The organism is Aeromonas sp. QDB68 (assembly GCF_027707405.1).
Taxonomy (GTDB): Bacteria; Pseudomonadota; Gammaproteobacteria; order Enterobacterales; family Aeromonadaceae; genus Aeromonas; species Aeromonas caviae.
In genome coordinates, this window is record NZ_JAPCIQ010000037.1 from 13651 (window position 1) to 35739 (window position 22089).

Annotated in this window: 19 protein-coding genes and 1 other annotated feature; of the genes, 11 read left to right on the forward strand and 8 right to left on the reverse strand. The window is 63.6% G+C overall.

Annotated features, from left to right (window positions below):
• Positions 1 to 17: 17 nt before the first annotated feature.
• The 5 genes from PG892_RS12400 to PG892_RS12420 form a co-directional block, all read right to left on the reverse strand.
• Positions 18 to 869, reverse strand: a complete 852-nt coding sequence (locus PG892_RS12400; protein WP_160837499.1) for an alpha/beta fold hydrolase — start codon at positions 867 to 869, stop codon at positions 18 to 20.
• Between the two features lie 9 nt (positions 870 to 878).
• Positions 879 to 1394 carry a Slp family lipoprotein gene (locus PG892_RS12405; RefSeq protein WP_160837500.1) on the reverse strand — a complete coding sequence of 172 codons (516 nt, stop codon included), beginning with the start codon at positions 1392 to 1394 and terminating at the stop codon, positions 879 to 881.
• A 50-nt stretch (positions 1395 to 1444) separates the two neighbouring features.
• Positions 1445 to 2146 (reverse strand): tRNA (adenosine(37)-N6)-threonylcarbamoyltransferase complex dimerization subunit type 1 TsaB, encoded by a 702-nt coding sequence (gene tsaB / locus PG892_RS12410; protein WP_042017608.1) that lies wholly within the window; start codon positions 2144 to 2146, stop codon positions 1445 to 1447.
• Between the two features lie 97 nt (positions 2147 to 2243).
• A complete protein-coding gene (locus tag PG892_RS12415; protein ID WP_143237507.1) occupies positions 2244 to 4163 on the reverse strand; it encodes an ATP-dependent DNA helicase in 1920 nt (639 codons plus the stop codon).
• A gap of 61 nt (positions 4164 to 4224) precedes the next feature.
• The gene (locus PG892_RS12420; RefSeq protein ID WP_160837501.1) at positions 4225 to 4470 is read right to left on the reverse strand and encodes a hypothetical protein; all 246 of its coding nucleotides are present in this window, start codon (positions 4468 to 4470) and stop codon (positions 4225 to 4227) included.
• Between the two features lie 190 nt (positions 4471 to 4660).
• Positions 4661 to 4789, forward strand: a sequence feature (His leader region).
• A 24-nt stretch (positions 4790 to 4813) separates the two neighbouring features.
• Between PG892_RS12420 and hisG the strand changes: the two genes are divergently transcribed.
• The 11 genes from hisG (at position 4814) to hisIE (ending at position 19582) form a co-directional block, all read left to right on the forward strand.
• On the forward strand, positions 4814 to 5710 hold the full coding sequence (hisG, locus tag PG892_RS12425; protein WP_041211400.1) for an ATP phosphoribosyltransferase: 897 nt from the start codon (positions 4814 to 4816) through the stop codon (positions 5708 to 5710).
• Positions 5711 to 5740: 30 nt separating this feature from the next.
• On the forward strand, positions 5741 to 7066 hold the full coding sequence (gene hisD / locus PG892_RS12430) for a histidinol dehydrogenase (protein ID WP_041211399.1): 1326 nt from the start codon (positions 5741 to 5743) through the stop codon (positions 7064 to 7066).
• Positions 7063 to 8133: a histidinol-phosphate transaminase gene (gene hisC, locus PG892_RS12435; RefSeq protein ID WP_069651239.1), complete on the forward strand. Its 1071-nt coding sequence runs from the start codon at positions 7063 to 7065 to the stop codon at positions 8131 to 8133. The genes hisD and hisC overlap by 4 nt, the downstream gene beginning before the upstream one ends.
• 19 nt (positions 8134 to 8152) lie before the next feature.
• The gene (gene hisB / locus PG892_RS12440; protein ID WP_102948496.1) at positions 8153 to 9286 is read left to right on the forward strand and encodes a bifunctional histidinol-phosphatase/imidazoleglycerol-phosphate dehydratase HisB; all 1134 of its coding nucleotides are present in this window, start codon (positions 8153 to 8155) and stop codon (positions 9284 to 9286) included.
• Positions 9286 to 9909 carry an imidazole glycerol phosphate synthase subunit HisH gene (gene hisH, locus PG892_RS12445; protein ID WP_143237506.1) on the forward strand — a complete coding sequence of 208 codons (624 nt, stop codon included), beginning with the start codon at positions 9286 to 9288 and terminating at the stop codon, positions 9907 to 9909. The genes hisB and hisH overlap by 1 nt, the downstream gene beginning before the upstream one ends.
• 5 nt (positions 9910 to 9914) lie before the next feature.
• Positions 9915 to 10661: a 1-(5-phosphoribosyl)-5-[(5-phosphoribosylamino)methylideneamino]imidazole-4-carboxamide isomerase gene (hisA, locus tag PG892_RS12450; RefSeq protein WP_143237505.1), complete on the forward strand. Its 747-nt coding sequence runs from the start codon at positions 9915 to 9917 to the stop codon at positions 10659 to 10661.
• A 132-nt stretch (positions 10662 to 10793) separates the two neighbouring features.
• Entirely contained in the window at positions 10794 to 11903 is a 1110-nt protein-coding gene (locus tag PG892_RS12455; RefSeq protein ID WP_160837503.1) for a response regulator, read from the forward strand.
• Entirely contained in the window at positions 11896 to 14034 is a 2139-nt protein-coding gene (locus PG892_RS12460; protein WP_113978458.1) for a PAS domain-containing protein, read from the forward strand. Before PG892_RS12455 ends, PG892_RS12460 begins: the two co-directional genes overlap by 8 nt.
• Positions 14031 to 18002 carry a PAS domain S-box protein gene (locus tag PG892_RS12465; protein WP_270825448.1) on the forward strand — a complete coding sequence of 1324 codons (3972 nt, stop codon included), beginning with the start codon at positions 14031 to 14033 and terminating at the stop codon, positions 18000 to 18002. The genes PG892_RS12460 and PG892_RS12465 overlap by 4 nt, the downstream gene beginning before the upstream one ends.
• Before the next feature lie 178 nt (positions 18003 to 18180).
• The gene (gene hisF, locus PG892_RS12470) at positions 18181 to 18954 is read left to right on the forward strand and encodes an imidazole glycerol phosphate synthase subunit HisF (RefSeq protein ID WP_042881382.1); all 774 of its coding nucleotides are present in this window, start codon (positions 18181 to 18183) and stop codon (positions 18952 to 18954) included.
• Positions 18947 to 19582, forward strand: a complete 636-nt coding sequence (hisIE, locus tag PG892_RS12475) for a bifunctional phosphoribosyl-AMP cyclohydrolase/phosphoribosyl-ATP diphosphatase HisIE (RefSeq protein WP_270825449.1) — start codon at positions 18947 to 18949, stop codon at positions 19580 to 19582. Before hisF ends, hisIE begins: the two co-directional genes overlap by 8 nt.
• 92 nt (positions 19583 to 19674) lie before the next feature.
• Here the strand turns inward: hisIE and PG892_RS12480 are convergent, their stop codons facing one another.
• The 3 genes from PG892_RS12480 to PG892_RS12490 form a co-directional block, all read right to left on the reverse strand.
• Complete coding sequence (locus tag PG892_RS12480; RefSeq protein WP_143237504.1) at positions 19675 to 19995, reverse strand: hypothetical protein; 321 nt, start codon at positions 19993 to 19995, stop codon at positions 19675 to 19677.
• A gap of 66 nt (positions 19996 to 20061) precedes the next feature.
• A complete protein-coding gene (locus PG892_RS12485) occupies positions 20062 to 20760 on the reverse strand; it encodes a helix-turn-helix transcriptional regulator (protein ID WP_181023102.1) in 699 nt (232 codons plus the stop codon).
• Positions 20761 to 20950: 190 nt separating this feature from the next.
• Positions 20951 to 22048 (reverse strand): AMP-binding protein, encoded by a 1098-nt coding sequence (locus PG892_RS12490; protein ID WP_257710145.1) that lies wholly within the window; start codon positions 22046 to 22048, stop codon positions 20951 to 20953.
• Between the last annotated feature and the right edge of the window lie 41 nt (positions 22049 to 22089).

Genomic DNA, 22089 nt, shown 5'->3' on the forward strand with positions numbered 1-22089 from the left:
ATTCAAAGCCGCCGATCCTACCGGATTTGAGCGAAGTTTTCGATATAAACGGCGGTTTCTGATGAATTTTCCATATGAAAATGATGGCCTCCTGCCACCGTCACCCGTTCAATGTGGCCAAAGGCCGCCTCCCGCAACTGCCACTGTGCCAGGAGCCCGGGGAAGCCCTGCTCTCCCCGGATAAAGAGCACCGGACAGACGATGGCCCGGATCAGGGCCTGGGCCTGCCCCTCGCTCATGCGCAGGGGCGAGAGATCGCGAAGACGGGGATCACTGCGCCAATACCAGCGCCCTTCCCGCGCCTCCAGTTGTCGCTCGCAGATAAGGCGTGCCGCACTCGGGGGGATGTCCGCCACCTTGCAGCGGGCAGCCACCGCCTCCTCGAGGGTGGCAAATCCACTGGTTGCACGCTCACGGGTACGAGTGCGGTTGAGGATGGCGCGGCGCAGCTGCCCCGGTACCTCCTCGTCGGGCTGGCTCAAGGGGCCGAGCCCCTCCAGCAGAATGAGCCGCTCGATTTGCTCGGGAAAGACGCCGGCATAGGCAGAGGCAATCAGCGCCCCCAGAGAGTGACCAAGCAGGATGAAACGCTGCCAGCCCGCGGCCTGGGTGATCTGGTAGAGATCATCCAGCCAGTCCACGAAGACATAGGGAGTCGACTTGTGATCGGAGTGACCATGGCCCGGCAGATCGACGCAGACCAGATGAAACGCCCCCAGCCAGGGGGCCAGAGGCAAAAAGCTGGCACCGTTGTCGAGCCAGCCATGGAGGGCCACCAGCAGCGGTCTGTCCTCCTGACCATTGTCCAGCAGGGCGATGTGCCGCCCGTCCGCCAGGCGCAGCCTGCGCTCCTGCAATGTCGCCGTCATCCGGGCTCCTCAGCGGCGCAGGGGCCGTCTGGGCCAGAAGGGATCATAGAAAGGATCGTAAAAGTAGGGATCCATGTAGCGGATCTCCACCTCCTTCACCGGTGGCCACAGCTTGCTCCCCGTCACCTTGAGTACCGAGAAGCGATACTTGTGCTCGCCAATCTGGCTGTCCACCGGCTTGTCGAGGGTGCCGAGCACCGTCAGGCTGCGACCCTTGGCATAGAGGGTCGGGTCGACAAACCCCTGCATGATGGCGAGAAAACGACCGGGGCTCTGCTCGGTCTGCTCCGGCACCCCGTTGGACTTGAGGGGCAGATAGACCACCTCGATGACACTCTGATCCGCCTTGTTGTGGACCGCCGAGATGACACCGCTCCAGCGGGCCGGCTTGCCTTCCATCCCCTTCAGGGCGGGTTGATAGGCCACCAGCTGATCCGCAGGCTCATAGGCAAGCTCTTTGGGCACCGTGCTGCAACCGCCCAGCAGCAGCCCCACCAATCCCAGCATGATCACGGATTTTCTCATTCGTCTCTCCATCATCGTCCGATAAAGCAGCCCGGGGCAGCCGTTGCCGCCTATTCGCGACCCGGCAGTTTCTTCCAGGTCACCTTGTCACGCAGATAGACAGGGGTGGCTTGCTCAACCGGCACCGCCTCACCCGCAAACCAGGCCTGGCGTGCCAGAGGCAGCATGTCGGCGGCCGCCGGGAAACGCACCTGGCTTGGCATCAGCACATCTGCCAGGCCGCCCAGAGTCTCGCCATAGGTTTCAAAACCGGTGCCAACGCAGCTCACCGCGCCAGTCAGCTTGTCACGGGCCTGCACCAGTGCGGCTGGCTCGCTCACCACCTCCTCGCCCACCAGCGTCATCACTCCGTCCACCAGGGCGTAGTGGCCAAAATAGACCTCGTCCATGCGCGCATCGATGGCGGCAAGCACCTGCTCGGCCCCTTCCAGCTTATGGGCCCCCTGGGCCATGGCCGCCAGGGTGGAGACACCGATCATCGGCACGCCGGCACCAAAGGCGAGCCCCTGGGCCACGCTGATCCCGATCCGTACCCCGGTGAAGGAGCCAGGCCCACGACCGAAGGCGATGGCGTCGAGCTCATCCAACGATAGACCGGCTTCATCCAACAGAGCCTGAACCATGGGCAGGATCTTGCGGGTATGGTCACGGGGCGCCTCTTCCCAGCGGGAGTAGAGGGTATCGCCCACCAAGAGGGCTGCGGAGCAGGCTTCGGTGGCGGTATCCACGGCCAGGATCTTCAACTCATCCATTCTTTTTATTCTCTTCACATCAGTCAGTTAAATCGTCAGCATGGCCAAGGCCTGCCGTCATGCATGGCCGGGGGCAATCAGCCCCGGCGCGGCGGACTCACTCCCGTGGTCCGAAAAATTCTCCCAGGGTCGCCAGCTCCCGGGTCCGTGGAATGGCAGGCAGGCTCTTGATGAAGGTGGCGCCATAGGGCTTGTTGACCACCCGGGGATCACAAATAACCAATACGCCGTGATCACTGCGATCACGGATGAGCCGCCCCACCCCCTGCTTGAGGGCAATCACCGCCTTGGGCAACTGCAGCTCGGCAAAGGGATCCCCCCCCTTGAGCTTGCAATCCTCCACCCGTGCCTTGAGCTGGGGATCGTCCGGGCTCGCAAAGGGCAGCTTGTCGATGATAACACAGGACAATGCCGCCCCCCGCACGTCTATCCCCTCCCAGAAACTGCTGGTGGCCACCAGCACGGCCCGACCGTTTTCCACGAAGGTCTTGAGCAGCCGCTGCTTGTTGTCTTCCCCTTGCAGCAGGACGGTGCGGCCGATTTCCCGGCGTAGCACCTCAGCCACCTGGCGCATCACCTGATGGCTGGTGCAGAGGAAAAAACATCCCCCCGGCGTCTTGTTGATGAGGGGGATCATCAGGGTCGCCAGCTGCTCCCCGCGCCCGAAGGCATTGGGCTCTGGCAAGAAACGGGGTACGCACAGGCGCGCCTGCTCGGCGTAATCGAACGGACTGTCGAGAATGAGTTCGGCGCTGCCGGCCAGCCCCATCTCGGCGACGAAGTGGGCGAAGCGATTGTCCACCGTCAAGGTGGCCGAGGTGAAGATCCAGGCCACCTCGGGGCGCTGCACCTCGGCACCGAAGCGCTCGGCGACCGACAGCGGCGTCAGATTGAGGGTAAAGTGCAGACGCGAACAGTCATACCAGTAGGAGAAACCGGTCTGGTTGACCGCCAGCACCTCCCCAAGGCGGGTGCGCAGCTCGCTGATGCGCTCGAAACAGTGATCCAGCAGCTCCCCTCGCCCGAGCGCCAGTTTCAGCACTTCATAACAGAGCCCGATGGCATCGTTGAGGCGGGCCAGCGCCTGGGCCCAGAGGGATTGTCTCAGCAGATCCCGGGTGTTGCCGCGCCCCCCCTCCACGCCGAAGGCAAGGCGCAGATCCTGACTGGCAATGGCGAGCCTGTCCGCCGCCTTGCCAAGCTGGGCCATGTCATGAGCCTCTGCCCGGTAGGCAAGCTGGATATCCTGCGCCAAATCCTGGATGGTGCGGCTGCCCACGGACTTGCCGAAGTAGTGGCTGGCGATCTCGGGCAGCTGGTGCGCCTCGTCGAATACATAGACCTGCGCCTCGGGCACCAGCTCGCCAAAGCCGGTGTCTTTGACCGCCATGTCGGCGAAAAAGAGGTGGTGGTTGATCACCACCACCTGGGCGTCCATGGCACGGCGCCGGGCGATGACCAGGTGACAATCATCGTAATAGGGGCAGTCGCGACCCAGGCAGTTGTCGTTGGTGCTGGTGACGTGGGCAAGGATCTCGGCGTTCTCCTGTAGCCCCGGGATATCCCCCACATCGCCGTTGTCGGTAGCGGTCGACCAGGATTTGACCTTCACGAGATCGCTCAGGACCTCGGGCTTTTGCAGATGGGATTCACTCAACAGCCGGTTCATCCGCTCGATGCAGAGGTAATTGCTGCGCCCCTTGAGCAGTGCCACCGGCGGGGTGTAGTGAAGCGCCCCCGTGATGGTGGGCAGATCCCGATAGAAGAGCTGCTCCTGCAGATTCTTGGACCCGGTGCTGATCACCACCCGCTTGCCGGATTCCAGCGCAGGCACCAGATAGGCATAGGTTTTGCCAGTGCCCGTTCCAGCCTCCACCAGCAAACGGCCACCTTGCTTGATGGCGCGGGACACCGCCTCGGCCATCTCCAGTTGCGGGGCACGGGCCTTGAAGCCGTCAATATGGCGGGCCAGGGGGCCGTCTGGCTTGAACAGGGTCTGGATGATGGTCAAAGGCATGTCCCGTTGCAAAAGCGGGCATTATGCCAAAAGCGCGGAAAAAGCGGGACTGATAATGCGTTCAGACGAAGAGATCAATCCGGTGGTCCGGATCCGGTTTGTGATCATCATCCTGTACCGCTGGTTGATCAGCCTTTGGCGGCTGCTCTCTCTGCTGGTGATGCTGGCCACCGCCGCCATTGTCGGTGCCTATCTTGCGCAGCTGATGTTTCTGGCTGATCTGGGTCACCTCCCGCTTGATGTCATCCGGGCTCGGTGTCGAGGGTGCACGGGGCAGGATGGGAAATAACAGGTCCTGGCTGGGCATGATGTCGCCTCCTTTGGCATCTCATTGTCTAGTTATCGACCAGAAAACCGTTTTCTCAACTTTAATCGTCCTGATCACATTTTTCGGTTGCATTTTCTGTCAAGGCAGGTAGTTTAAATCGGGCGTCAACAACGGCATCTGATTTGTAAAGGATTGATTACATCATGAAGTTCACCACCCTGAAGACTCATCATCACCATCATCATCCCGAATAGTCTTTCAGGAGGTTGACTGCTGGAAGACACTTAACTGGTGACTTCCAAAAGGACCGCAAGATTCATAAACCCTCGGAAGCACATACTTCCGAGGGTTTTTTCGTTTTTGACTAAAAGGAAATCGAGCAATGGAAACACAACGTCTGCGCATCGCCATGCAAAAATCCGGTCGTCTGAGCCAGGATTCCCAGGCCCTCTTCAAGAGCTGCGGCCTCAAGATCAACCTGCGGGAACAGCGCCTCATCGCCCATGTCGAGAACATGCCCATCGACATTCTGCGAGTGCGTGATGACGACATCCCGGGTCTGGTGATGGAAGGGGTGGTCGATCTTGGCATCATCGGCGAGAACGTTCTCGAAGAGGTGCAGCTCATTCGCGCAGCCCAGGGGCAGCCCTTTGCGGTGAAGACCCTCAAGCAGCTCGACTTCGGCGGCTGCCGCCTCTCTCTGGCGGTGCCGGACGATGTCAACTACACAGGACCCGAGAGCCTGGCCGACAAGCGCATCGCCACCTCCTACCCCGGTCTGCTCAAGCGCTTCTTCGACGAGAAGGGCCTGGGCTTCAAGAGCGTGATGCTGGGTGGCTCGGTGGAAGTGGCCCCCCGCGCGGGTCTGGCCGATGCCATCTGCGATCTGGTCTCCACCGGCGCGACCCTGGAAGCCAACGGCCTGAAAGAGGTCGAGGTGATCTACCGCTCCAAGGCCGTCCTGGTGCAGGCTCCCAACCCCCTGAACGATGCCAAGCAGAAACTCATCGACAAGCTGCTGCCCCGCATCCAGGGGATGCAGCAGGCGCGCGAAAGCAAATACATCATGCTGCACGCCCCCAAAGACAAGCTCGATGCCATCACCGATCTGCTGCCGGGGGCGGAGCGTCCCACCATCATGCAGCTCGCCGGTGACACCAACCAGGTGGCCCTGCACGTCGTCTCCAGCGAAACCCTGTTCTGGGAGACCATGGAACAGCTCAAGGCCCTGGGTGCCAGCTCCATCCTGGTGCTGCCCATTGAAAAGATGATGGAATAAGCCGAGATGATGGAATAAGGAAGACACATCATGCAGACCCTGATCTGGAAGACCCTCTCCCCCGCCCGGCAAGCCGAGGTCCTGACCCGGCCCGCCCTTGGCGACGAAGCCGACATCGGTACCGTGGTGCGAGACATCATTGCCGCGGTACGTAGCCGGGGCGATGAGGCCCTGCGCGAGCTGAGCCAGCGTTTCGAACGCGCGCCCCGCGAACAGCTTCGGGTGAGCGACGCGGAAGTGGATGCCGCCTGCGCTCGACTCGGTGATGACATCAAGGGTGCCATCGAGGCCGCCATCGCCAATATCCGTACCTTCCACGCCGCCCAGGTACAGCCCGTCGTCCGAGTCGAAACCCAGCCCGGGGTACTGTGCGAGCTGCGCACCCAACCCATCAGCCGGGTCGGCCTCTATGTCCCGGGAGGCAGCGCGCCGCTCCCCTCCACCGTGATGATGCTGGCCATTCCGGCAAGCCTGGCCGGTTGCCGTGAGGTGGTGCTCTGTACCCCGTCTCCGGCGAGCGACGAGATCCTGTTTGCCGCCCGCGCCTGTGGCGTCCGTCAGGTGTTCGCCATCGGCGGCGCCCAGGCCATCGCGGCCATGGCCTATGGCACGCAAACCATCCCCAAGGTGGACAAGATCTTCGGCCCGGGCAACGCCTATGTGACCGAAGCCAAGGGCCAGGTTTCCCGTGACTGGCGGGGCGCCGCCATCGACATGCCAGCCGGCCCCTCCGAGGTGCTGGTGATCGCAGACGAGAGCGCCAACCCGGCCTTCGTGGCATCGGATCTGCTCTCCCAGGCCGAGCACGGCCCCGACAGCCAGGTGGTGCTGGTCACCACCTCCGCTTCCCTGGCCGATGCCATCGGCAGCGAGATCCAGGCGCAACTCGCCGACCTCAGCCGCCGCGACATCGCCGAGCAAGCCCTGAAGGCAAGCCTGGTGATCCTCTGCGACAACCTGGAGGAGGCCTGCGCCATCTCCAACGCCTATGCACCGGAACACCTCATCGTGCAGACCCGGGCCCCCCGGGATCTGCTGGACAAGCTCGAGAACGCGGGCTCCATCTTCCTCGGGGCATGGACACCGGAGTCGGTCGGTGATTACGCCAGCGGCACCAACCACACCCTGCCCACCTACGGCTATGCCCGCACCTGCTCGAGCTTGGGGCTTGCCGACTATCAGCGCCGCTACACGGTTCAAGAGCTCACTGCAGACGGCATTCGCGGCCTTGGCCCCATCGTCCAGCGCATCGCCCAGGCCGAGGGGCTCGATGCCCACAAGCATGCCGTCACCCTCAGGTTGAACGCCCTGGCCGCCGAGCCCCAACAAACAGCACAGCAGAAGGATTTGTCATGAGCATCGTCAATCTGGCCCGTCGCGTTGTGCGGGCTCTCACTCCCTACCAGTCCGCTCGCCGCATCGGCGGCCAGGGCCACGTCTGGCTCAATGCCAACGAGGCCCCCCTGGCCTATCCCTTCACCGTCGAGGGGAGCCGCCTCAACCGCTATCCCGAGTGCCAGCCGGCCGAGGTGGTGAATGGCTATGCCGCCTACGCCGGGGTCAATCCGGATCAGGTGCTGGTAAGCCGCGGTGCCGACGAGGCCATCGAGCTCTTGATCCGCACCTTCTGCGAGGCAGGGGAAGATCAAATCCTCATCTGCCCCCCCACCTACGGCATGTACGCCATCAGCGCCGAGACCTGTGGCGTGGGGATTGTCGAGCAGCCATTGACCGCCAGCCGTCAGCCGGACTGGCCCGCCATCGCCGATCGCCTCTCTGACGTGAAGCTGGTGTTCCTCTGCTCCCCCAACAATCCCACCGGGGATCTGGTGGGCCGCAAGGGACTCGTCGCCCTGCTGGAGAAGGCCCGGGACCGCGCCATCATCGTCGTGGACGAGGCCTACATCGAGTTCTGCCCGGAGGCCTCCGTGGTGGACCTGCTCGCCCAATACCCGAACCTGGTGGTGACCCGCACCCTCTCCAAGGCCTTCGCCCTGGCAGGGATCCGCTGCGGCTTTACTTTGGGGGATCCAGAGGTGATTGCCATGCTGGCCAAGGTGATCGCGCCCTACCCCATTCCCGACCCCATCGCCCAGATTGCCGCCCAGGCGCTCTCTCCCATGGGGCTGGAATTGATGCAGGAGCGGGTGCAGGAGCTCAACAAGCAGAAGGCGCTCATCAAGGCGGAGCTGCTTCGTCTGTCCTGCGTCAAGGAAGTGTTCGAGGACAAAGGCAACTTCGTGCTGGTGCGCTTCAAAGATGGCGCCGCCGTGTTCGCCGCCATGAAGGCCGCCGGCATCATCTTGCGTGATTTCTCCAGCAAGCCTGGCCTTGACAACAGCATCCGCATCACCATCGGCTATCAGGGCGAAATGGACGCCGTGCTCGCCGTGCTGCGTGACCTGCCCCCACCCTCTCTGTAAGACAAGCAAGGATGTAGCGATGAAAACCCCGTTTTTGTTTATCGACCGTGACGGCACCCTGATCGAGGAGCCGGTCACCGACAAGCAGGTGGACAGCCTTGCGAAGCTGCGCTTCGAGCCCATGGTGATACCTGTGCTGCGTGAGCTCCAGGCCGCCGGCTACGTGCTGGTGATGGTGACCAACCAGGATGGGCTCGGCACCGCCAGCCTGCCCCTTGAACACTTCCAGCCGCCCCACGACCTGATGATGCACCTCTTCGAATCCCAGGGCGTCACTTGGGAGCAAGTGCTGATCTGTCCCCACTTCCCCACCGACGGTTGCAGCTGCCGCAAGCCTCACCTTGGGCTGGTGAAGGAGTATCTCGCCTCGGGCCGCATCGACTTTGCCAACTCCTTCGTGATTGGCGACAGACAGACCGACATCCAGCTTGCCGAGAACATGGGCATCCGCGGCATACGCTACCACCCGCAAGATCACGGCTGGACTGCCATTCGTGATCAGCTGCTCTCCAAGGGGCGCGTGGCCGAGGTGGAGCGCTACACCAAGGAGACCCGCATCCAGGTGGCGGTGGATCTCGACAAGAGCGGTGGCAACCAGATCGCCACCGGCATCGGCTTCTTCGATCACATGCTGGATCAGATAGCGACCCACGCGGGCTTTCGCCTCAAGCTCAAAGTGTGCGGCGATCTGCACATCGACGATCACCACACGGTGGAAGATGTGGGATTGGCACTGGGTCAAGCCCTGCGCCAGGCCCTTGGCAACAAGCGCGGCATCGGCCGCTTCGGCTTCGTGCTGGCGATGGACGAGGTGCAGGCGGTGATCGACGGGCGTCCCCGCCAGGAGGCTGACAGCACCTCGCTGACCGAGCTGGACGTGGCCACTGCGCTGGATCTGAGCGGCCGTCCCTACTTCGTGTTCGACTGCCCGAGCGGCTTTGGTCGCGACAGCGTGGGAGAGATGGCCACCGAGATGGTGCCCCACTTCTTCCGCTCCCTCTCTGACGCCATGGCCATCACCTTGCAGATGAAGGTGGGCAGCGGCAACACCCACCATCAGGTGGAGGCGCTGTTCAAAGGCTTTGGCCGCGCCCTGCGCCAGGCCATTCGCGTGGAAGGGAGCGAGCTTCCCTCCAGCAAGGGGGTGCTGTGATGGGGAAACAGAACCTGGTCATCATCGACACCGGCTGCGCCAACCTCGCCTCGGTGCGCATGGCGTTCGAGCGCCTCGGCGTGCAGCCCAGGGTGAGCTGCAAGGCCACCGACATCGAGCAGGCGGACAAACTGATCCTGCCCGGCGTCGGCACCGCCATCGCCGCCATGAAGAACCTCAATGAGCGGGAACTGGTGCCCCTCATTCGCGCCGCCAAGCAGCCGCTGCTCGGTTTTTGCCTCGGCATGCAGATGCTGGCACAGGCCTCGGAAGAGAACATGAGCGCCGATGGCAGCGAAGGAGCGCTCATCGACTGCCTCGGCATCGTGCCTGGCAGGATCCGCCTGATGGAGGTGGGCAACCTGCGCCTGCCCCACATGGGCTGGAACCAGATTGAACACGACGAGACCCACCCGCTACTCAAAGGCATTCCCAGCGGCAGCTACTTCTACTTTGTCCACTCCTATGCGCTGGAGGTGACCGACGCGACCCTGGCGACCTGCGGCTACGGCCTGCCCTTTACCGCCATCGTCGGGCGGGACAACTTCTTTGGCGCCCAATTCCACCCGGAGCGATCCGGCCCGGCCGGTGCCCGCCTACTGCAAAACTTTCTGGAGCTATGACAGGCATGATTATTCCCGCAATCGACCTTATCAACGGTCAGGTCGTGCGCCTCTATCAGGGCGACTACGGCCAGAAAACCGCCTACAGCGACAACCCGCAGGCCCGCTTCGATGACTATGTCAGCCAGGGGGCGGCGCAGCTGCACCTGGTGGATCTGGACGGCGCCAAGGATGCCAAGGCCCGCCAGTTGGCCCTCATCGCCCAGCTGCTGTCCGCCACCGAGGCACCGGTGCAGGTCGGCGGCGGCGTGCGCAGCGAACAGGATGTGGCCGACTTGCTGGCGGCCGGCGCCAGCCGGGTGGTGATCGGTTCCACCGCCGTCAAATCCCCGGATCTGGTGGCCAGCTGGATGGAGAAATATGGCCCCGAGCGCATCGTGCTGGCCCTGGATGTCAACATCGATGAACAGGGCAACCGCCACATCGCAGTGGCTGGCTGGCAGGAGAACAGCGGCATCTCCATCGAGGCGCTGATCGAGCGCTTCCTCCCCGCCGGACTTAAACACGTGCTCTGCACCGACATCAGCCGGGACGGTACCCTGGCGGGCACCAACGTCGAACTCTACCGGGATCTCTGTGCCCGCTACCCGAACGTCGGCTTCCAGGCGTCCGGCGGTATCGGCGGTCTGGCGGATATCGAGGCGCTCAAGGGAACCGGCGTCAAGGGGATCATCCTCGGCCGTGCCCTGCTGGAGGGCAAGTTTGACGTGGCAGAAGCCATTCGCTGCTGGGGTGACGGCCGCGCTGCGTGACGCGCCCCTTTCTGGCATCAGACAGCCTGCCCATCCGGGCAGGCCTCTTTCTCCCCGATGGGGGCGAATCTTATGATTTGGCAGCAATTGGCTCTATACTCGACCTCACAGGGATAGCGTCATGGAAGACATATGTTGACACCTCACAACGCCACCATCCTGATCGTCGACGACTCACCCGAAAATCTGATGGTACTGACCGAATTGCTTTCGCCTCATTACCGCGTGCTGGCTGCACAGAGCGGGGAAAAATGCCTGCGCATCGTCAGCGCGGATCCAAAGCCTGACCTCATCCTGCTGGATGTGATGATGCCCGGCATGGATGGTTATGAAGTGCTCAGGCAATTACGTCAGTCCCCGATCAGCAGCCGTATTCCCGTCGTTCTGCTCACCGCCCTCGCCGACCCCCAAAGCGAGGAGTTCGGCCTCTCCCTCGGCGCCGCCGACTACATCACCAAGCCCATCAAGCCGGTGGTCGTTCAGGCCCGGGTGCGTACCCAGCTGGAGGCAAAGCAGGCCCGTGACGGCCTGCAAAACCAGAATGCGGCGCTGGAAGCCGAGGTCGCGCGGCGAATGGCGGAAAACGACCTGATCCAGCAGGTCTCCATCCGCGCCCTCGCCCATCTGGCGGAGATCCGCGACCCCGAAACCGGCAACCATATCCTGCGCACCCAGGGCTATGTGCGTCTGCTGGCGAGCGCCCTGGCTGATCACCCCCGTTTCGCCGATACCCTGACCCCGGGTTACATCGACCTGCTGAGCCGCTCCGCACCGCTTTATGATATCGGCAAGGTGGGCATTCCCGACCACATCCTGCTCAAACCGGGCAAGCTGACCCCGGAGGAGTGGCAGATCATGCGCACCCACGCCAAGCTCGGCAGCGATGCCATCGAGGAGGCCGAACAGGACATGGAGCAGCCCCTGGCCTTCCTCACCCTGGCCAAGGAGATCGCCCACTGGCACCACGAGAAGTGGGATGGCAGCGGCTACCCGGACGGCTTGCAAGGGGACGCCATCCCCCTCTCGGCTCGCCTGATGGCGCTGGCAGACGTGTTTGACGCCCTCATCTGCGCCAGGGTCTACAAGCCGGCCATGAGCTACGACGAGGCTCGCGCCCTCATCCTCTCCGGCAGCGGCCACCATTTCGATCCCGATGTCGTGACCGCCTTCGATCGCCATTTCGACGCGTTCGTCACCATTGCCGAACGCTACCAGGATGGCAGCGAGGCCGTGGATGGCTGAGGCTCCTCTGACCCGGGCACATGTGCTCAACGTCGTGCTCACCTATGCCGCCGTGGCAAGCCTGTGGATCCTGCTCTCCGACAAGGCGGTGGAGTGGCTGTTCAGCACCCCTGCCCAGTTCGCCATGGCAAGCACCATCAAGGGCTGGCTCTTCATCCTCATCACGGCCCTCATGCTTTATGCCATGCTGCGTCGTCGCATCAGCCAGCCAGCGGTGACGCCCGCCCTCTCCCGGCGTCAGTGGATCCCCTTCCTGCTGCTCAACGGGCTCATCCTGGCCCTGACCGCCATGGCCATCGCCCGCAACATCGAACTGACCCGGGACACGGAAGTGGCCCGTCTCGAAGCCATCGCCGATCTCAAAAGCCGGCGCATCACCGAATGGCTCGACAACCGCGATCAGGATGTCCGCCAGATCATCGAGAGCCCGCGTTATGGTGCCCTGCCTCCTGATGGGCTGACGGCAAAGACACAGTGGCTGACACAACTGCAGGACGTCCTCTCGCTGCGTGGATTCCAGGGGGCGACCCTGCTTGATCCTGCCGGCCATATCCTGTGGCAGACCCCGGGGGCTGGCCCCGTGAATAGTCCCCTGCAGGCCGCCCTTTCCCGGGTTGAGGCAGGCAAGGTGCTCAGAGTGGCCCCCTATGTCGATGGAAAGGGATACGCCAGACTGGATTTTCTGGCTCCCCTCGGCCCGTCAGGCCACGGGACCACCGTCCTCGCGCTGCACATCATCGGTACTGACTGGGCCGATCGCATCCTTCGTACCTGGCCCATCCCAGACAGCAGCGGAGAAGCCATTCTGTTTCGCCAGCAGGGGGATCAGGTCCACTATCTGAGTAGCCTGCGCTATCGCCCGGAACCGGCTCTCACCCTGCACTATCCCGTCACCCACCCCACCCTGCTGGCAGCCCAGTATTTGCGGCTCGCCGAACGCGGCACGCCCCAGGTGCTTTATGGCCAGGATTACCGGGGCAGCGAGGTCTTCGGGGTTGTCTATCCGGTCATGAACACGGACTGGTACCTGCTGGCCAAGATCGACAAGGCGGAACTCTACCAGGCCACCTTCAAGGAGAGCGTCTGGATCGGTCTCATCGGCCTGCTGGTGCTCTTTGTCACCAACGCCGGCATCATCCTGCTGCGCCAGCACACCCGGCTGCAGATGGCCGAGCAGCTTCAGCACTCCCAGTCCCAGCGGCTGGAGGCGTTGCAACTGCTCTCCGCCATCGCCGACAGCTCGGAAGACGCCATCTTCGCCAAGAACAAGGAGGGCAGATACATCCTCTTCAACCGGGCCGCCAGCCAGTTTGTCGGCAAGCCGGTTGACGAGGTGCTGGGCCAGGATGATCTGACGCTCTTCCCGCCGCAGCAGGCGCAGATGCTGATGGCATCCGGGCGCCAGGTCATAGAGCGCAACCGGGTGCAGACCGAGGAGGAGTACCTGACCCTGCCCGATGGCGAGCATGTGTTTCTCGCAACCAAAGGCCCCTTGCAAGACAGCGAGGGGCAGGTGATCGGGATCTTCGGCATCTCTCGGGACATCACGGACTTCAAACGGGCCGAGGCCGACTTGCGAGAGCGCGAGGGGCTGTTCCGTGCCCTGGTGGAGCAATCCCTTGCCGGGATCTACATCATCCAGCAGGGTCGGCTCTGCTACATCAACCCCTGTTTTGCCCGACTGTTTGGCTATGACACCCCGGGGGCGCTGATCGCCGTTGGCCAGTTACACGCCCTTGCCGCTCCCAAGGACAGCACCAGGGTCGCCGAGCTGGTGCACGCGTGCGAGCAGGACGCGCGCGATATCCACACCCGCTTCAGTGCCCTGCATCAGCACGGGGAATCCCTGGAGGTCGAGCTGTACGGGCGGCGCGTCGACTACCTCGGCCAGCCCGCCATCATCGGCATTCTGCTCGATGTCACCGAACGGGAGCAGGTTGAACAGGCCCTGACCCGCCAGGCCAGCGAGCTGCGCCAGCAGAACCATGAGCTGGAGCGGTTCAACAAGGTGATGGTGGACAGGGAGCTCGCCATGCTGGCCCTCAAGCACCAGATCAACGGGCTCTCCCGTCAGCTCGGAGTGCCGCCCCCCTATCCCCAGGCCCCCATGCCACCGGAGGATCTCCCATGATGAGCTGGTCACCCCTGTGGCATGTGCGCCCCTCTACCCAGCGCTGGGGGATCTCCCTGCTGGCCGTGCTGCTGCCCGTTCTGATGTTGCAAATCCGTGTCCAGCTGCCCATCGCCTTTGGTGAGCGACCGCTGCTGGTTCTCTTCATGCTGCCCATCATCGTCTGCGCCCTGTTGGGGGGCTTGTTGCCTGGTCTGCTCTGCACCCTGATCACCGCCCTGGTCACCAGCTATTTCATGCTCCCCCCCATCTATTCACTGAGTGTCGAGGCTGGCCAGGATCTGGTGCAATGGTGCCTGCTCATCGCCAACGGTCTGCTCATCAGCGTGCTCAGTGCCGCCTTTCATCGCGCCCGGGCCAGAGAGGTCCTGCGCTGGCAGGAGCTGATGAACACCCAGAACCAGTTGCAGCAGAGCGAGAACCGCTTCCAGGTCACCTTCGAACAGGCAGCGGTCGGCATCGCCCTGGTCTCCCCCGATGGACACTGGCTGCGTGTCAATCAGCGGCTGTGCCACATCCTGGGCTACCGGGCCGACGAGCTCACCGGGATGACGTTCCAGCAGTTGACCCACCCGGACGATCTCTACCTCGATGAGGCCCATGTGGCCCGGGTGCTGGCGGGAACTATCCCCCACTACACCCTGGAGAAGCGCTACCTGCACAAGGGGGGCGAGATCATCTGGACCACTCTGACGGTGGCCCTGGTGCGCGACGCCGAAGGCAATCCCGACTACTTCATCTCCATCATCGAGGACAACCGGCAGAACAAGGAGACCGAGGAGGCGCTGCGCCGCAACGAAGCCATACTGCGCGAGTCCCAGCGTCTCGCCAAGATAGGGAACTGGCGCTGGCGCGTGGCCGATGACAGCCACTTCTGGTCACCGGAGATCTATCGCATCTATGGCCGGGATCCGGCCCTCCCCCCTGCCGTCTATCCCGAGGTCAGAAAATACTTCACTCAGGAGGGGTGGCACACGGTGGCCCAGGCCGTCGAGCGCTGCAGGATGGACGGGCAGCCCTACGAGTGCGATGCCGAAGTGATCACGGAGCAGGGGGAGACCGCCTGGGTCATTGCCCGCGGGGCGGCGCTCAGGGACAGGGATGGCACCATACTCGAGCTCTACGGCACCGTGCAGGATATCACGGAGCGCAAGCTCGCAGAGCAGCGCCTGCAACACAATCAGCAGATGGCGCTCGATACCCAGCGTCGTGCTCGCCTCGCAGCCCTGAACCTGATGGACGACGCCATCAGTGCACGGGTGCGTGCCGAAACCGTCAGCAGCGCCCTGCGCGAGAGCGAGCAGCGCCTGCTGATGGCCCAGGAAGGGGCCCATGTCGGCATCTGGGAATGGGACATGGTCAGCAACCGTCTCTTCTTCTCGCCGGAATGCGCCCGCCTCTATGGCCGCAGTGCCGAGGCGCTCGGCGAGCTGGCCGCCTGGCAAGCCTGCCTGCATCCGGATGACAGGCCGCACATCGAGCAGTTGCTGGCGGAGCGGGCGGTCAGCGGCGCCCCCGTCGAGCTGGAGTTCAGGATCCTGCTGCCAGATGGCGGCATCCGCTGGCTGGTGAGCAAAGGGAGCGTCTATCGGGACGCCCAGCAACGGCCCGTGCGCCTCCTTGGCATCCATCTGGACATCACCCAGAGCAAGCTGGCCGAGCAGCAGTTGCGCCAGTTGTCCCTGGCCCTCGAACAGAGCCCTGACGGCGTCTTCATCACCGACACCCGGGCGCGCATCGAGTACGTCAACCCCGCCTTCCTCGCCGCCAGCGGTTACCAGCAGCACGAGGTGATAGGCCGGACCCCGTCCCTGCTGCGCTCTGGCCTCACCCCGGATGCCAGCTATGTCGCCCTGTGGGATGCCATCAACCACGGCCAGCGCTGGCATGGCGAATTCATCAACCAGCGCAAGGATGGCTCCCACTACCAGGTGCTGGCCACGGTGTCGCCGATCCGCCAGGAGAGCGGTGAAATCACCCACTACGTCACGGTCCAGGCCGACATCACCGAGAAGAAACAGCTCGGCGAGGAGCTGGACCAGTATCGCTACCACCTGGAGGAGATGGTCAACGAGCGCACCCGGCAGCTGGCCCAGGCCCACCAGCGGGCCGAAAGTGCCAACCACGCCAAGAGCGCCTTCCTTGCCAACATGAGCCACGAGATCCGCACCCCCATGAATGCCATCCTGGGGCTCACCTATCTGCTCAAGCGCGACACCCGGGATCCCACCGACCTCGAACGGCTGACCAAGATAGACACTGCCGCCCAGCACCTGCTCAGCATCCTCAACGACATCCTGGATCTCTCCAAGATCGATGCGGGCAAGATGACGCTGGAGCTGACCGATTTCACCCTCACCGCCATGCTGGACAACGTCCGCGCCCTGATGAACGACCAGGCCAGGGCCAAGGGGCTCACCATAGTGACGGACATCGGCGATACCCCCGCCTGGGTGCACGGCGACATCACCCGCCTGCGCCAGGCCCTGCTTAACTATGCGACCAACGCCATCAAGTTCACCGAGCAGGGAACCGTCACCCTGCGCGTCAGGCTGGCCCGCCCCCTCACCACCGGCTACCTGCTGCGCTTCGAGGTGGAAGATACCGGCATCGGCATCACCCCTGCGCAGCGCGAGAAGCTGTTCCAGGCGTTCGAACAGGCGGATGTCTCCACCACTCGCAGATATGGCGGCACTGGCCTTGGCCTTGCAATCACCAGCCGGATCGCCGCCCTGATGGGGGGTGAGGTCGGAGTCACCAGCGAGCCAGGCCAGGGAAGCTGCTTCTGGTTTACCGCCAGGCTGTTCAAGGCAAAAGAGGACGCTCCTTCCCGGACCCCGTCCGAGCAGGGGAACCAACAGGCCTTCAGCTTCCCTCGCCACGCCCGGATCCTGCTGGTGGAAGACAACGCCATCAACCGGGAAGTGGTGCTCGAGCTCCTGTGCCACAGCGGCCTCGTCATCGAGACGGCCGTCAACGGCCAGGAGGCCCTGGCCCTCGTCAGCCAGCACCCCTTCGACCTCATCCTGATGGACATACAGATGCCAGTGATGGATGGCTACAGCGCCACCCGCGCCATCCGGGCCCTGCCCGGCATGGACAGGCTGCCCATCCTGGCGCTCACCGCCAGCGCCTTCGAGGAGGACAGAAAGGCGAGCGCATCGGCCGGCATGAACGATTTCATTGCCAAGCCCGTCACCCCCGCCAAGCTGTTTGAAGCCCTGCAGCGCTGGCTGCCCCAAGGCAAGGTCCCCGAGCTTGCCCCGGACGACAGCACTCGCCATCCCGTGACAGGCCCCCTTGCCCGCCTGCAGGCACACCCGGGTCTGGATCTCGACCAGGGGCTGGCGGCCCTCAACGGCAATCAGGAGAAATACCTGGCCCTGCTTCGCGACTTCATCCATGAGCATGGCCAGGACATGACCCGGCTGCACCGCCACTTGCAGGCCGGGGAGCACAGCGATGCAACCCGCATGGTCCATAGCCTGCGCGGCGTGGCGAGCACCCTGGGGGCACATGAGCTGTCGCGCCACTGCCTGGCCCTGGAGCAGGCCATCGCGGACGGCAACACTGAGCCCACCGGACTCATGTCATCCATCGATGAAGAGATCGCCGCCCTTTGCGCTCTGCTCGGGGACGATCTCGCCGCCCCGACCACCGATCTGGTGCCTCTGGGGGATCAGTGGCGCCAGCAACTGCTGGGCCAGATGGAAGCCCTGCTGGTGCAAAGCGACACCGCCGTGATCCCCCTCTACGAGCAGTATTCCGGTCCCCTTCGCCTCATGCTGGGGTCTCGCAGCGACACCCTGACCAGGCAACTGAAGGCGTTTGATTTTGATGCCGCCCTGCTCACCCTGCGCCAGCATATGGCAACGGACGAGACCCACCCGGACGATCGGGCTCCCCTCCCCGAGGCGCCAGCCTGCCATCCGGGGCAGGTCAAGGGCGACAAAGGGTTGAATCACTGAATGAAGTCATGCATATAGTGGGGTGCCCAGAGGCGACGAGACGGCCTGCCGGGCCTGTCGTTTCTCCCTTCATGGGCCCCCGTTCAAGGCATGCCAACCGTGTTCCCGTCCGCCGCCCGGGCCAACGCCGGCGGCAGAACGACGTTTCTTTAACCGTGCTTTACATGGAGCAATGAGCATGTTGTCAAAGCGTATTATCCCCTGTCTCGACGTCAAAGATGGCGTGGTGGTCAAGGGCGTGCAGTTTCGCAACCACGAGGTGATGGGCGGCATTGTCGACCTCGCCCGCCGCTACGCCGCCGAGGGCGCCGATGAGCTGGTCTTCTATGACATCACCGCCTCGAGCGACGAACGGGTAGTGGACAAGAGCTGGGTAAGCCGGGTGGCGGAAGTCATCGACATCCCCTTCTGCGTCGCCGGCGGCATCAAAAGCGTGGAGGATGCCCGCCAGATCCTGGAATTCGGTGCCGACAAGGTCTCCATCAACTCCCCCGCCCTGGCCGATCCCACCCTGATCACCCGGCTCGCCGAGCGCTTCGGCGTGCAGTGCGTGGTGGTGGGTATCGACTCCTACTTCGATGCCGCCCTCGGTCAATATCAGGTCAAACAGTTTACCGGCGACGAGAGCCGCACCCGCACCACCACCTGGACCACCCTGGAGTGGGTACAGGAAGTGCAGCGCCGGGGCGCGGGAGAGATAGTGCTCAACGTGATGAACCAGGACGGCATGCGTCAGGGGTACGACCTTGAGCAGCTCAAGCTGGTGCGCGCCGTGTGCAAGGTGCCCCTCATCGCCTCCGGCGGCGCCGGGGCCATGGAGCACTTTCGCGATGCCTTTACCCTGGCCGACGTGGACGGGGCGCTGGCCGCCTCCGTGTTCCACAAGGGCCTCATTCCCATTCCCGAATTGAAACGCTGGCTGAAAAACGAAGGAGTCGCCATCCGTGAATAATCAAGCAGTAGACAATGCATTGCCGCTGGCCGAGCGCCTGGACTGGGCCAAGTGTGAGGGCATGATCCCCGCCATCGTCCAGCATTCCCTCAGCGGCGAAGTGCTGATGCAGGGCTTCATGACCCGCGAGGCGCTGGAAAAGACCCAGACCACCGGCCAGGTCACCTTCTTCAGCCGCAGCAAGCAGCGCCTGTGGACCAAGGGCGAGAGCTCGGGTCATGTGCTCAAGCTCGTCGCCATCACCACCGACTGCGATCAGGACTGCCTGCTCATTGCCGCCGACCCGGTCGGCCCCACCTGCCATCTGGGCAACCCCTCCTGCTTCGACGGCCACCCCGTGCCGCCGCTCGGCTTCCTGGCCGAGCTCGAACAGATCCTGGCATCACGCAAAGGGGCAGATCCCGCCACCAGCTACACCGCCAGCCTCTATGGCAAAGGCACCAAGCGCATCGCCCAGAAGGTGGGTGAAGAGGGGGTGGAAGTGGCCCTGGCCGCCATGGCGAAAGACAGGGAAGAGCTCATCAACGAATCCGCTGACCTGCTCTACCACCTGACAGTCTTGCTGCAAAACGAAGGCTTGGGTTTGAAGGATGTGGTGCAGCGCCTGCATGAGCGCCACACCAAGTAATTATTGAATTCTGTTCAACAAAACGGGCCCTGTGGGCCCGTTTCATTTCATGATTGCCCCCTCGCCGGGGGATGGCAGGCCCCGCGCCGCCCTCAGCCGATACGGGTCCAGAAGCTCATGTTGACCGAGTGATGGTCAAGCAGGGTCAGGTACTCCCCTGCCACGTCGTTGTGCAGCCACTGCTGGCAATAGGCTTCCACCAGCGACTGGCTGGGGGCCATCACCACATCGGCATAGAGGCCGTCGGCGCCGCGCAGCAGGCAGTGCATGATGAGCTCGGATTGCTGAAGAAGAAACTCGGACTCGACCCGCCGTGACAGGGCGAGCAAATCCGCCTCCGTCACCCCTTCCCTGAGCCTGAAGGTGGCAAATTCGACGCCCCCTGCCTGTTGCATGTCACCCTTGATGATCATCTCGTTTTCTCCGTTGTGGATGGTCTGGAGAACCCAGCATAACGAAGGGCTACTGACAGCCTTGTGTCAGTCCTGAATGACTTTTTCGGCGCCACTGCGCCCAGGGGGAAACGCATCCGACTGGCGCAGGGCAAGGTAATCGGCCAGGGTCGCGCCAGGGGGCGCCCCTTCCCCCTGACGGCACGGCGCCAGGGTGTCGATGCGATCCACCCTGAAATCCCGGTAGGCCCGGCGCAGCGCACACCAGGCGCCGAGCGTCCAGCATCCGCCCCAGTAGAAGAGCCCGAGGGGAAAGAGCTGGCGTTCCGTCCTGCTGGCGCTGGCATCCCGGTAGCCAATGTGCAGCCAGTGACCGGCCGTGATGGCGTCGTGCAACCTGTCCCAGCGAGCGTATGCAGGCTGCGCCGTGGAATAGTCAGGCACCCGCACCACGGGGACGCGAGGTGCCCGAGCCTCCTTGGCGGGCAGGGCCGCCTCAATCTTGGCGAGCAGGGCGCGGGCCGGATCGGCCATCCCCTTGCCCGTCAGCACCGCCACCAGGTTCACCCCGGTGATGAGGGCCTCCAGCTCGGTCGCACTCAGTTGCAACGGTGCCATTTCGAACCCCTCGCTCAGCCGATAGCCCAGCCCGGCTTCCCCGTAAACCGGAATGCCCGCCAAAGAGAGATCGTCGATATAGCGGTAGATGGTGCGCTCCGACACGCACAGGCGCGTCGCCAGCTCCCGGGCGGTCAGGGGTTGATGCGCCCGCAGCAGGTTGGTCAGTTGAAACAGACGGTCCGATTTTCTCACAGGCATCCTCAGGCTGGCGGGACATGGCGGCCATGGTAAGCCGGGACGGGCTCGAAAGGCACGTCTTGTTGGCTGGCGACCGCTACCGGCGAGGCCCTGCTTCTTTGCATCGCGCAACACAAAACGGGCCCGCAGGCCCGTTGATGGCGCGGCGCCTTTGTCGTCACGCCAACTGCTTGCGCAGCATGAATTTTTGCACCTTGCCGGTGGAGGTCTTGGGCAGCGGGGTGAAGATGATGTGCTTGGGGGCCTTGAAGTGGGCCATCTGCTCGCGGCAGAACGCAATGAGCTCGGCCTGGGTGAGCTCGCGCCCCTCCTTGAGCTTGACGAAGGCGCAGGGCACCTCCCCCCAGGTCTCGTCCGGCATGGCGATCACCGCGGCTTCTTCCACATCGGGGTGGCGATAGAGCACGTCCTCCACCTCCAGGCTGGAAATGTTCTCCCCGCCGGAGATGATGATGTCCTTGGATCTGTCCTTGATCTCCACATAGCCGTCCGGGTGCCAGACCGCGAGATCCCCGCTTCGAAACCATCCCTGTGCCATCGCCTCCTCGCTCGCCGACGGGTTCTTGAGGTAGCCCTTCATGACGATGTTGCCCCGCAGCACTATCTCTCCCAGGGTCTTGCCATCCATGGGAACCGGCTCGCCGCTGACGGGGTTGATGACCCGCATCTCCCCTTGCAGGGGGGAGGCCACCCCCTGGCGCGCCTTGAGACGGGAGAGGGTGGTGGCATCCTGCCCCTGCCAGCGTCTTTGCGGCTCGCACACCACGCAGGGGCCATAGGTTTTGGTGAGGCCATAGACATGGGTCACGGCGATCCCCATGGCCTCCATGCCGGCGATCACGGTGGCGGGCGGCGCAGCCCCCGCCGTCATCGCCTTGACGGGGTGGTCGAGTCCCTGCTTGAGGGCCGGATCGGCATTGTTGAGCATATTGAGCACGATGGGGGCGGCGCAGAAATGGCTCACCTTGTGTTCGCGCAGCGCCCCGTAGATGGCCGCCGCCTGCACGTGGCGCAGACAGACGCTCACCCCGGCGGTGGCCGCCAGGGTCCAGGGGAAGCACCAGCCGTTGCAGTGGAACATCGGCAGGGTCCAGAGGTAGACCGGGTGCTTGGGCAGCTCCCAGGAGAGGGCATTGTTGACCGCATTGAGGTGGGCGCCGCGATGGTGATAGACCACCCCCTTGGGGTTCCCCGTGGTGCCGGAGGTGTAGTTGAGGGAATTGACATCCTCCCCCACCTTAGCGCTTCGCGTCACAGGAGGGGGATTCCCATTACTGGGTGATAGCTGCTCGCGCA